10 protein-coding genes are annotated in these 11,701 nt (G+C 36.1%); 7 read left to right on the top strand and 3 right to left on the bottom strand.

Features of this window, described 5'->3' with window-relative positions; genetic code table 11:
- Positions 1-9 precede the first annotated feature (9 nt).
- Complete coding sequence (locus ACVWNY_RS13035; RefSeq protein ID WP_218325982.1) at positions 10-345, top strand: hypothetical protein; 336 nt, start codon at positions 10-12, stop codon at positions 343-345.
- Between the two features lie 48 nt (positions 346-393).
- Here the strand turns inward: ACVWNY_RS13035 and ACVWNY_RS13030 are convergent, their stop codons facing one another.
- Positions 394-1,845: a sensor histidine kinase gene (locus tag ACVWNY_RS13030; RefSeq protein WP_438720480.1), complete on the bottom strand. Its 1,452-nt coding sequence runs from the start codon at positions 1,843-1,845 to the stop codon at positions 394-396.
- A gap of 204 nt (positions 1,846-2,049) precedes the next feature.
- Between ACVWNY_RS13030 and ACVWNY_RS13025 the strand changes: the two genes are divergently transcribed.
- Positions 2,050-2,385: a zinc ribbon domain-containing protein YjdM gene (locus ACVWNY_RS13025; RefSeq protein WP_218325980.1), complete on the top strand. Its 336-nt coding sequence runs from the start codon at positions 2,050-2,052 to the stop codon at positions 2,383-2,385.
- 51 nt (positions 2,386-2,436) lie between these two features.
- Here the strand turns inward: ACVWNY_RS13025 and ACVWNY_RS13020 are convergent, their stop codons facing one another.
- A complete protein-coding gene (locus ACVWNY_RS13020; protein ID WP_454072115.1) occupies positions 2,437-4,092 on the bottom strand; it encodes a glycoside hydrolase family 43 protein in 1,656 nt (551 codons plus the stop codon).
- 173 nt (positions 4,093-4,265) lie between these two features.
- On the opposite strand from ACVWNY_RS13020, the gene ACVWNY_RS13015 reads away from it, so the two are divergent.
- The 5 genes from ACVWNY_RS13015 (at position 4,266) to ACVWNY_RS12995 (ending at position 10,762) form a co-directional block, all read left to right on the top strand.
- Positions 4,266-5,156 carry a helix-turn-helix domain-containing protein gene (locus ACVWNY_RS13015; protein WP_454072114.1) on the top strand — a complete coding sequence of 297 codons (891 nt, stop codon included), beginning with the start codon at positions 4,266-4,268 and terminating at the stop codon, positions 5,154-5,156.
- Positions 5,157-5,389: 233 nt separating this feature from the next.
- Entirely contained in the window at positions 5,390-6,697 is a 1,308-nt protein-coding gene (xylA, locus tag ACVWNY_RS13010) for a xylose isomerase (RefSeq protein ID WP_454072113.1), read from the top strand.
- An 18-nt stretch (positions 6,698-6,715) separates the two neighbouring features.
- Positions 6,716-8,209, top strand: a complete 1,494-nt coding sequence (xylB, locus tag ACVWNY_RS13005) for a xylulokinase (RefSeq protein ID WP_218325976.1) — start codon at positions 6,716-6,718, stop codon at positions 8,207-8,209.
- A 34-nt stretch (positions 8,210-8,243) separates the two neighbouring features.
- Positions 8,244-9,479, top strand: coding sequence for an MFS transporter (locus ACVWNY_RS13000; RefSeq protein WP_218325975.1), 1,236 nt, complete (start codon positions 8,244-8,246; stop codon positions 9,477-9,479).
- A 95-nt stretch (positions 9,480-9,574) separates the two neighbouring features.
- Positions 9,575-10,762, top strand: coding sequence for an NAD(P)/FAD-dependent oxidoreductase (locus ACVWNY_RS12995; RefSeq protein ID WP_454072112.1), 1,188 nt, complete (start codon positions 9,575-9,577; stop codon positions 10,760-10,762).
- Positions 10,763-10,797: 35 nt separating this feature from the next.
- On the opposite strand, the gene ACVWNY_RS12990 is transcribed toward ACVWNY_RS12995, so the two are convergent.
- Complete coding sequence (locus ACVWNY_RS12990) at positions 10,798-11,700, bottom strand: DMT family transporter (protein WP_218325973.1); 903 nt, start codon at positions 11,698-11,700, stop codon at positions 10,798-10,800.
- Position 11,701: the final 1 nt, after the last annotated feature.

Raw genomic sequence — 11,701 nt, 5'->3', positions numbered from 1 at the left:
GCACAGCATATGAACCAATATTTAATGATTGCCTTAATTATCTTAGTCATCTTAGTGATCTTTGTTTTAATCAATTTAATTTTTTTTCCAGGAATGGCGCTGTTTAATCGCTTGACGGATAAAAATAAAACCAATACATTGTCCAATGAAAAACTAATTTTGGCCCGTTGTACCCAGAGGATTCGTCCTGAAAAATTAGGAGAAATTCAAGTAATTGATAGCGGCAATATTTTTCCTGCTCAGCTTTATCAGCAAACAGAATCAATTGAAGTAGGAGAAACGGTTTTAATTATTCAGATTGTTGATGGCATTGCCAGTGTTGCTACTTATCAAGTAGATTTTTAAAGAATAGCAAAAGAAGCCATTTTCCCTCACTAGGAAAATGGCTTCTTTTTATCGATTGGGAAAGTGTAGTTCAAAGGTGGTCCCTTGATTTAGTTCACTGACAACAGTTACCGTTCCATTGTGGAGCTTCATTAATTGTTGGACGATTGATAAACCTAAACCAGATTCTGCGTACTTTTTATTGGTACGAGAAGGGTCAACTTTATAATATCGTTCCCAAATATTTTTGATTTGTTCAGGATCCATGCCAATACCGGTATCAGAAATTTTAATTACTGTACCTTGGTCATCCTGACTAGCTTGAATCATAATTTTTCCATCATGGGTAAATTGAATCGCATTTTGTACAATATTAACAACGATTTGGGTAAAGCGATCGTAGTCTGCAGTGATATGGACTTTTTCAGGAGCTTCCAAAATCAACTGATCCCCCTCATCGGCTGCTTTATTTTCCATTTGAGTAACAATATCTTTTAAAGCATCCGTCGCGTTAAACTCTTGTAAATTAATCTTGATTTGGTTGGCACGAATACTTTCGTAATCTAAATTTTCTTTAATTAAACGAATCATGCGGTCAGTTTCTTTTTCCATTAAATTAATGGCATTTTTCTTTTGGGCGGCAGGTATAGCGTCGTATCTCATACCTTCTAGTAAGCCCTTGATTGTAGTAAGAGGCGTCTTCATCTCGTGGGAAGCATCTGCCATAAATTGTTTGCGTAATTCTTCCTGGCGATCAATTTCTTCACTGGATTCTTTTAAAGAAACTGCCATATCGTTAAAGGAGTGTCCCAATTGACTGAATTCATCTTGACTATTATTTGCTGCTAACTGAACATCAAAATCTCCAGCGGCAATTTTTTTCGTGGCGTCATTAAATATTTTAACTTTTTTTGCTTGTCGTTGAGCTAAAAAGTAACTGATGATTAAAGCAATAACAGCGGATACGATAAATCCTTTTCCTAAATCAGCAAACATGGCATTAGCGTTGTCATGAATCATTTTAGCATTTTGAGAAATCACTAAAATACCTAGAAATTCCCCAGTATCAACTTGATATAATCCTCTTAAAACATAAGCAGTCGAGACATTTTGATTGTTTAAATCGTAATTTAAAGTTTTACGAATTTCGCTTCGGTTTTTTACCATTTTAAATTCTTTTTTGGTGACTAATTTATTCAAAAGAGTTTGGTTAATTTCGGGATATTCAGCTTCATTATCAGCATTGATAAAAGCAAATTCGACATTTTGTGATTTTAAAACGTCTTCAGTATAAGAAATCCGATTGATTAACTGTTCGCTGACACTGCCACTATTAAAGTAGGGATTTGTCTGGAAACTGGCTGGTGGATCGGCAATGGTCTCAGCGTAGTGACTGAGCTGACTATAATTATTTTGTTCCAACGTTCGTCTAGTAAATTGAGAAAAGGTTAGACCAATGATTGAAATGATGGCTAAAGTTAAAATAAAAAAAGCCAGCATTAACTGATATAAGTATTTCATTCTTTGCACCTCAGATAGAGTAGAACCTAATTATATTATGTATTATAAAACACGAATATGTGGAAAATGTGAAGAAAGATAGGGAAGTGATTGAAATCACTGGAAAAATCGACAAAATTGCTTATGCCTCTTTTCACAAGCAGTATTTTTTTGTTAGAATAAAAGTTAAGCAGTAAATTTGTAAAAATGAAAAGGAGACTCACCATGTCACAACTACCAAAATGTCCAGAATGTGGTTCAGAATATACTTATGAGGACCGTGGCTTATTTGTTTGCCCAGAATGTGGACATGAATGGAACGAATCAGCCGAAGTTGCCACAGAAGGAGTTATCGCTAAAGATGCTAATGGAAATTTATTGGCAGAAGGCGATAGTGTTACAGTAATCAAAGATTTAAAAGTAAAAGGCGCCAGCAATCCAATTAAACAAGGCACTAAAGTAAAAAATATCCGATTGGTTGAAGGCGATCATAATATTGATTGCAAAGTTGACGGCTTTGGACCTATGAAATTAAAATCTGAGTTCGTTAAGAAGCTTTAATTAAAAAACTCCTTGAGTAACGGTTGTCCGTAACTTCAAGGAGTTTTCTAGTTATTGATTTTTGACTTGATAATACTCAAAATCAGCGAAAGATTGATGTTGATTGGCATCAACACTACCTAAGAAATTAAACAAAGCTGTAAAGCCACCAATTTCTCCAGGTTCACCGTTGACACCTTCATCAGAAAGATATTTCACGTCAATTTTTTGCAATAAAGTTGTCCAATGATCTGTCTCATAAAGTTTATATAAAATATCAGCATAGCCGTGATTGTAAACAATTTTTAAGTTAGCAGCATGATTTGGAACTTCAACACGATGATTAACATACTCAATTCTCGTGCCTAATTTAGCTTGTAGAAGGGTTAAGATGGTCGCATTTTTTTCTTCTGAATAAGTCAGATGGACATATAACCAGTTGTTTGAATCATAGTATAGACCTAAACCAGCTGTTTCCGAATAATGGACCGGTTGAAAGACAACTTTTGTATCGACTTCATAATCGAAAGAAGTTGCGCGAGTTGCTAAAATTGCTGGATTATTTTGAGAGAAGAAAGAATTTTCTCCATGAATTCTTAAATAACCAGGACGTTCAGTCGTGTTGGCCCACTTAACTGTTTGTTCACGATAAGGCGTCATGAATTTTTTTGTAAAAGCTTCTTTTGAAAAGTCGTCATAAATATCAAAATTACCAATTGTCTCGGCATCGTTACCTTTCATGCCTTCAACTTCCATTTTCGCTAAATTGGAACCGTCAGCCATTTCTAGCCAGCCATCAGCTGTCCAAGTCATTTTTTGTAATGAAGTTTCACGACCTAAAGGATTTAATAATTCTCCTGAAAGTGGACGCGACATCAAATGTGCAATGTAAAATTCACCAGTGTGGGTTTCAACTAAAGAACCGTGACCAGCTTTTTGCATTAAAGAATTGGGATTATACATTTCAAAATGACCAGCGTCGGGATCACCTAATGAAAATAAATGATTTGGTGATGAAGTAATGATTGGTTCACCTGATGGATGTGGCTCGTAAGGACCAAAAACATTTTTGGAACGACCAATCTCAACATCATGACCATAACCTGTACCACCTGCTGCGATTAATAAATAATAATAATCATCATGTTGATAAATTTGCGGAGCTTCGGCACATCCACGAGTTGTAAAACCATGGGTTACCCGATGCCATTCACCGATAATGCCACCTTTTTCTAAATCAACTTCCGCAATTACAATATGACCGGGTGCTTGGTAACCTTGTCGCGTTTCCCATTCTAAAATCGCTACATATTTTTTTCCATCTTGATCATGATAAATGGCTGGGTCAAAACCAATTGAAGTTAAATAAATCGGTTCAGACCAAGGACCACGGATATCATCTGCCCACATGGCATAAGAATCAGAATTAAATTCTCGACCGGCCATATTTAACATATGGGAATAGGCTAACCAATATTTTTTTGTTTCAGGGTCATAAGATAAATGAGGTGCCCAAACGCCTGCTGGTGTATTGGTTCCTCGAAGATTGACTTCGCCATTTTCTAAAGCATAGCCAATCAGTTCCCAGTTGGCTAAATCTTTGGATTCAAAAATTTGAACCGCTGGATTCCAGTGAAAAGTTGATGTAGCAATATAATAAGTGTCTTCAACGCGAATAATGGATGGATCTGGCGCCATGCCAGGAATAATTGGGTTTTTAATTGTCATGGTAAAATTCCTTTCTATTGTCGAAATCTTTGATAACGTTTGCATGCAATGTTAAAAAATAGTTTTGAAATCGATTTCTTGCGATGGCTTTATGATAAAAGAAAAAAAGTGTATAATAAATATCAAAATAGATTGAAAAATTACCATTTTTCGTATTTATAGAGGTGATGAAATTGAATGAGAGACCAGAATGGTTAGAAGAAATCGTTAATTTACCTGATGTAAATGCCAATATAAAATCTTTTGGCGGTCATAAGCAGTGGGTTCCTTATGGTTGGAAAGCTGAACCGGAAACTCACTTTGCTTTTGAAATAATGTTGATTATTAGTGGCGTGCAAGAAACAATTTTTGATGGAATAACTTATCAGTTTGAAGAAAATGATATCGCCTTGATTACACCTGGCTTGCGGCATGAGAATTCTTGTATCTCAGAAGATGGAATGGAATATTTTTGTGTTCATTTTGATATTGATGATCCAGAAATTCAGCAGCAGTTATTGATGTATTGCCCGACTCAATTTCAACGTGAAAATCCCCAGTATGAAAAGATTGCAACCATTTTAATGGAATATGTGAGCTTGTTAAATCAAACAGCATTTACCATTAAAGAAAAATTACGAGTCGAAATACTTTTATTAAATTTAGTCAATAGTCTATTGGAATATGCTGAAGCTGAGCAAGTCAAAATTGATCATTCAGATAATAATTCTTTGATCCTAGCAAAAAGTATCGCCGAAAATATTCAGAGAAATTTCCGCACATTTACCGAGTATCCTACAGAAGAGAACCGTTACTTGTTGACGATGGACTATGTAGCCGAAGCTTTAATTATCAGTAAGAGCAGTATGCTGAAAAGCTTCAAAAAGGTTTACGGCATGAGTCCAAAACAATATTTGGATCAGCTGAAATACAACGAAGCAAAATTTTTACTACATCAACCAAAATTATCTGTTCATGAAATTGCCGAAATTATTGGCTACCAGAATGCTTCACATTTTACCCGCCAATTTAAAACTTGGAGTGGTATGTCACCAAAGGATTATCGAAAAGTTACCGAAAATTAATTTAGAAAGCCAGAAATGCTTGATATTTCTGGCTTTCTTTTTGTTTATCAGTGTTTAAATACGAAAAATGGTAATTTTTTGCTTCATTTTGATATAGATTGTCACAAGAAAATTTTTTATGATTAGTCCAAGAAATCGGTTACATCTTGCAACATGTTTTTGCTGGCCAGAAAAGATGAACTGAGTTGATTATTCTAGCGTTTTGAAAGCGTATTAAGAAAAGAGGAAATTACATGACTTACTTTGAAAAAATCGAAAAAATTAAATATGAAGGACCAAAAACCAAAAATCCTTTTGCATTTCGCCATTATAATCCAGAGGAAATCATTGCTGGTAAATCTATGAAAGAACATTTACGTTTTTCAATTGCTTACTGGCATACGATGACTCAAGATGGTTCAGATCCATTTGGTAATCCAGTCAATCAACGAAATTGGTTTGGTGAAACACCAATGGAAACTGCTAAAAATCGAGTAGAAGCTTTCTTTGAAATTTGTGAAAAGCTAGGTGCGGAATATTTTTGTTTCCATGATGTTGATATCGCACCTGAAGGTGATTCATTAGCTGAATTTTTTGAAAATCTGGATGAAATTACTGACTTGATTAAAGAAAAAATGGATCAAACAGGGATTAAACTTTTATGGAACACTGCCAATATGTTTTCAAATCCTCGTTACGTTAACGGTGCAGCATCAACTAATCATGCGAACGTATATGCTTTCGCAGCGGCACAAGTCAAAAAGGGTTTGGATCTTTCTAAAAAATTAGGTGGAGAAAATTATGTCTTTTGGGGTGGCCGGGAAGGATATGAAACGTTATTAAATACCGATATGGGTTTTGAGCAAGATAATATTGCGCGTTTCTTTAAAATGGCGATTGCTTACGGCGAAAAGATCGGTCATAAACCACAATTTTTATTAGAACCAAAACCAAAAGAACCATCAAAACATCAATATGATTTTGATGCTGCAACTGCTATGGCTTTTATTCAAAAATATAATTTAACTGGTGATTTTAAATTAAATTTAGAAGCCAATCATGCGACATTAGCCGGTCACACTTTCGAACATGAAATTGCTGTCGCACGAACTTACGGTGCGTTAGGTTCATTAGATGCCAACCAAGGAGATGTTTTATTAGGCTGGGATACTGATGAGTTTCCTACTAATATTTACGATACAACTTTGGCGATGTATGAAGTTTTAGATAATGGTGGGATTGCTCCTGGAGGTATTAATTTTGATGCGAAAGTTCGCCGTTCATCATTTGCGATGGAAGATCTATTTTTAGCTCACATTGCTGGAATGGATACTTTTGCCAGAGGTTTGAAAGCTGCTGCTAAATTAAAAGAGGATAAATTCTTCGAAGATTTAAAAGCTGAGCGTTACAGCAGTTTTAAATCAGGGATTGGAGCCGAAATTGTCGCTGGAAAAGAAGATTTAGAATCGTTAACTAATTACGCTTTGAATCAATCAGAAGTGGACATGCCATCTAGTCACATTGAATACATTAAATCAGTTTTAAATGATTACTTAATCTAGATTTTTGGAGGGGAAAAGATGCGTTACGTATTAGGAATTGATTTAGGAACCAGTAGTTTAAAAGGGATTGTGATGAATCAAAATGGTCAAGTCGTCGCCGAAAAAAGTAGCGATTATTCTTTGTCTTCTCCGCAGTCTGGTTTTTCAGAACAAAATCCAGCTGACTGGATCGCAGCTTGTGATCAAGTCTTAACAGAATTGGTGGCTACATTCCCCAGCTTAAAAGAAAACTTAGCGGGAATTAGTTTTTCAGGACAAATGCATTCACTAGTAGTCCTAGGTGAAGAAAAACAACCGATTTATCCAGCAATCTTGTGGAATGATGTTCGAACCTCAAAACAATGCCAAGAAATTATGGCAAATTTTGGTGAAGAATTATTACAAATTACAAAAAATATTGCTTTGGAAGGTTTTACATTACCTAAAATTTTATGGTTACAAGAAAATGAGCCTGAGGGTTGGGGAAAAGTAAGACATCTGATGTTGCCGAAAGATTATTTAAGCTTTTATTTTACCGATCAGCTAGTGACTGATTACAGTGATGCGGCAGGTACTTTATTATTGGATGCTGAAAAGCGGCAATGGTCACGAGAAATTCTGGAACAATTCAAGATTGATTCGACTATTTTACCGAAACTAGTTGCTGCTACTGATCAAGTTGGTGTGATGAAATCATCATTGACTGAAAAATTTGGCTTTACTCAACAGGTTAAGATTTTTGCTGGTGGGGCTGATAACGCTTGTGGTGCATTAGGAGCTGGTTTAATTAATGAAGATGCTGCTTTGATTTCAATCGGAACTAGTGGTGTATTTAGTAGTTTTGAAAAAAATATTCAGGATTATCAAGGCAAGCTGCACTTTTTCAATCATGTGATTCCAAATAGCTATTACTCGATGGGTGTTACTTTAGCTGCAGGAAATTCTTTATCATGGTTTAAAGATAGCTTTGCTAAAGAGGAAAGCTTTTCTGAATTGTTAAAAGACATTGGGGAAATACCAGCTGGTAGTGAAGGATTACTATTTGCACCATACATTGTTGGAGAAAGGACGCCGCATTTTGATAGCCAAATTCGTGGCAGTTTTATAGGTATTGATACTCGCCATCAGAGAGACCATTTTGCTCGTGCTGTTTTGGAAGGGATTACCTTTAGTTTGAAAGATTCTCAACTATTAATGGAAGAAACTAAAAATAAAGCTTTCAAGGAAATGATTTCTGTCGGTGGTGGAGCTAAAAACCCCGAATGGTTACAAATGCAAGCAGACATTTTTAATGCCAAAATAAAAAGTTTAGTGGTTGAGCAGGGACCTGGTGCAGGTGCTTGTATGATTGCAGCGATTGGCTGTGGTTGGGGGGAACTTTCAGAGATAGTGACAACTTTTGTGAATTACCAAGAACGAGTCTTTTTCCCGAATGAAGAGAAGGTCGCAAAATACGCTGAAGTTTACACTATTTGGCAGAAGATTTATCAGGCGACTAAGGATATTTCAAGTAGTTTATTGCAATTATCATAATAATAGTTTCAAATAGAAAGAGGAGGAAGTAAAAATGGTTTCGATTCCCTTAAAAAGATTATTACCTGGCCTTGTGATTGGTCCGGCAGCATGGTTAGGTCCATATATTGCAGCATCAAGTTTGTTTTTACCAGCGTTAATTCAACAAATTAATTCAGAAAACAAAATTGAATTAGTGGCTTTGTTTTCGACTTGTGGGATGGTGGTAGCAGCTGTTTCCAATATGGTCGCCGGATTATTATCCGATCGAACAAGAAGTCGCTTTGGCAAACGGACACCTTGGATTGTCGGCGGCGCATTTTTCTTTATGATTGCGATGATTTTAGCGTCAATGGCCAACAGTGTACCGCCATTGTTAGCAGCTTGGATGTTAGGCCAAGTCGCTTTAAATTTTATTGTGGCACCAATGGTCGCATGGTTGGACTTCGCACCTGAAAACGGTCGTGGAACTGCCTCCGGTGCTTATGGCGGTTTAGGGATGGCGTTAGGAAATAATGGCTTTACAATTATTGCAGCAGCTTTTTTAGGAAATTTTCGTCTTGGCTTTATTATTTTTGGCATTATTACTTTTGTCGGTACACTTATTGCCGTGGCAATCGTTCGAGAACCGGGAAATTTAAATGAAGTAGTCGCAGTTAAAGCAGAGAAAAAAGAAAAATTTCAATTAAAAGAAGTCTTAACTATTTTTCCAAAATGGTCAGTTGGTCGTGATTATTATTTAGCACTGATTGGTAAACTTTTTCAAGGTGTCGGAAACTTTGCTATTACTGGCTACTTGCTATATATTATGACTGACTTTTTAAACAAAGGAGCTTCTGGTACACAAACTTCGATTCAATTAATCAACACAATCATGTTAATTTTCGGGATTGCCATGGGCTTTATTGCTGGACCGATCTCTGATAAATTTAATGTTTTGAAATTACCTGTCGCTTTATCAACAATTTCATTAGGAATTGGTGCTTTAAGTCTATTCTTTTTACGAAATGATACAGCGATTATTATTTACGGTTTTACTGCTGGTTTAGGAATGGGCATTTGGAATTCATTAGATAATTTATTGAATCTAGAGGTAATCCCTGATAAAGAGCGGGTAGCATTTTTCTTAGGGGTATATAATTTAGGTAACACAATTACCCAAGCTTTAGCCCCAGTAATTGCTGCTGCAGTTATTTCAATCGCTGGTTTTTCAGCTATTTTCTTAGTCTCATTTGCTTTTGCAATGATTGGCGGATTGTGCATTTTGAATATCAAATCGGTTAAACGTTAAACAAAAAGAGTCTGTTAGGGCTTTTTTTGTTATTGAAACCCCTGTCATTTTCTTTTTTTCTTGCTACAATAGAAGTAAGATTAAAAGGAGGAAAAATGATGGAGGTCTTAATTTTAGGTGCTGGTTATGCTGGATTGAGAGCTTTACGAGAATTACAGCTTCACCACGACATAAAAATAACTTTAGTAGATCGCAACAATTATCATTATGAAGCAACAAACTTGCATGAAGTTGCCGCTGGAACACAGCCGGCTGAAGCGATTACTTATCCGATTGAAGAAGTAGTCAATCATAAATGCACGCATTTTGTTCAAGGGGAAGTAGAGAAAATCTTGCCTGAAAAACAATTGGTGCGTTTAAGTGATGGACAAGAATTATCTTATGATTATTTGATTGTTGCTTTGGGTTTTGAATCTGAATCTTTCGGCATTGAGGGCGTGACGGAATACTGTCTAAAAATGGATGATGTTGACTCAGCAGAAGCCATTCAACATCATTTGCATGCAATGATGATTAAATATCAAGAGACAAACAACCCAGAGTATTTGAAAATAATTGTTGCTGGCGCTGGTTTTACTGGAACTGAATTATTAGGGGCTTTACTAGATGCCCGTGAAAAATTAGCTGAAACCGCCAAAGTAAATCCAAATCAAATTGAAATTTTTTGTGTGGATTCTGGTAAACAATATTTGCCGATGTTTAGCGAAAAATTGTCGGCTTACGGTATGAAACATTTGGAAGAGCGGGGTGTGAAATTTTTCCGACCAAAAAGAATCCAAGCGGTTACTGATGGCGTAGTAACTTGTGATGATGGTACCGAATTGACTGCTAAAACAATTATTTGGACAACTGGTGTCAGTGGCAGCCATGTAATCAAAGACTCTGGTTTTTCAGCCAAACGTAATCGAATTGCTGTGAAAGCAAATCTTATCGATCCCGATGATGATAAAATTTATTTTGTTGGTGATGTTGCTTTTGTAGTGGATGATACAACAGGGAAACCTTATCCAACCACGGCCCAATTATCTTTAAAAATGGGACAGTATGCCGCAAAAGATATTTTAGCTAAAGCAGCAGGAAAAAAACAAGCGCCATTTGTATTTCACTCTTTAGGAACAGTAGCATCAATTGGAAATACAGATGCTTTAGGAATCGTTGGACCGGCTGAAGTGAAAGGTTATCCTGCTTCATTCATCAAAAAAGCCATCATGGATCGCTCCTTAATGGAAACAGGCGGTGTCAAAGAGATGCTGTCAAAAGGTCGTGCTGATTTTTATCATTAAAAAAAGTGAAGCTCATTTTTAAAATGGGCTTCACTTTATGTTTTGGCTAACTCTCGATGACTGGCCCAAGCTTGTAGGAAAGTTGTTGATAAAATAAACAAAGCCCCAATTATTTCTGGCAGCCCAAAAGCAGTATGCAACAAAGCTACAGACAAAATTGTTGCCGTTAATGGTTCAAAAGAACTTAGCATGCTTGTCAAACTAGCATCGATATATTGTAAACTTTGGATATAGAATAAATAAGAGAACATTGTCCCTCCGATTACAATAAAGGCCAGCATACCCCAATTTCGTGGCGCTAATACCGGAACATCAGTACTTATTAAGATTGGTGAAAGAGCAATCCCTGAAACAAACATCGCTAAGCCGGTGACCAATTTTGCATCGAAGGCTTGTAATAATTTTCGCGGTAATAGGGTATAAAGAGCTGCACTGACTCCAGATAAAATTCCCCAGATAAAAGCTTCAGGCGATAAAGCCAATTGATTAAATTGTCCTTTAGTAACTAATAAATAAGTACCAAACATCGCTAAAAAGACACAAAAACTGTCGATTCTTCGCGGTAACTCTCTTTTAGTAATCGTGAAATAAAGTAAAATAAATAAAGGACTCAAAAATTGTAAAATTGTCGCAGTAGGAGCATTTCCTGTGCGAATAGCCATAAAATAAGTAAATTGGGAAGGTAAAACACCTAAAAAACCAAAAAGACAAACAGCCAATACTTGTTTTGGTTGTCTTAAAAGGTTTTTAACTTGATGAGGAATCGTAAACAAACACCATAATAAAAGCAAAATACCGGCACCAAGTAAACGCAAAGCGACAACCCATTGAGTACTGACGGTACTTTCTGAGAAAAATAATTCCGCCACTGTACCAGATGCCCCCCATAAAATCGAACCAACAATCACAGATGTTAATCCCTTTTGTAAATTACTCATC

It is taken from the genome of Enterococcus sp. JNUCC 77 (genome assembly GCF_054819945.1).
The sequence above is the reverse complement of the archived record's forward strand: the minus strand, read 5'-3'. Positions and strand labels throughout refer to the sequence as shown.

Excerpts from the sequence above, each read along its gene's own strand:
- ACVWNY_RS13035 (WP_218325982.1), top strand. The coding sequence starts at position 10 with ATGAACCAATATTTAATGATTGCCTTAATTATCTTAGTCATCTTAGTG.
- ACVWNY_RS13030 (WP_438720480.1), bottom strand. The coding sequence starts at position 1,845 with ATGAAATACTTATATCAGTTAATGCTGGCTTTTTTTATTTTAACTTTA.
- ACVWNY_RS13025 (WP_218325980.1), top strand. The coding sequence starts at position 2,050 with ATGTCACAACTACCAAAATGTCCAGAATGTGGTTCAGAATATACTTAT.
- ACVWNY_RS13020 (WP_454072115.1), bottom strand. The coding sequence starts at position 4,092 with ATGACAATTAAAAACCCAATTATTCCTGGCATGGCGCCAGATCCATCC.
- xylA (WP_454072113.1), top strand. The coding sequence starts at position 5,390 with ATGACTTACTTTGAAAAAATCGAAAAAATTAAATATGAAGGACCAAAA.
- xylB (WP_218325976.1), top strand. The coding sequence starts at position 6,716 with ATGCGTTACGTATTAGGAATTGATTTAGGAACCAGTAGTTTAAAAGGG.
- ACVWNY_RS13000 (WP_218325975.1), top strand. The coding sequence starts at position 8,244 with ATGGTTTCGATTCCCTTAAAAAGATTATTACCTGGCCTTGTGATTGGT.
- ACVWNY_RS12995 (WP_454072112.1), top strand. The coding sequence starts at position 9,575 with ATGATGGAGGTCTTAATTTTAGGTGCTGGTTATGCTGGATTGAGAGCT.
- ACVWNY_RS12990 (WP_218325973.1), bottom strand. The coding sequence starts at position 11,700 with ATGAGTAATTTACAAAAGGGATTAACATCTGTGATTGTTGGTTCGATT.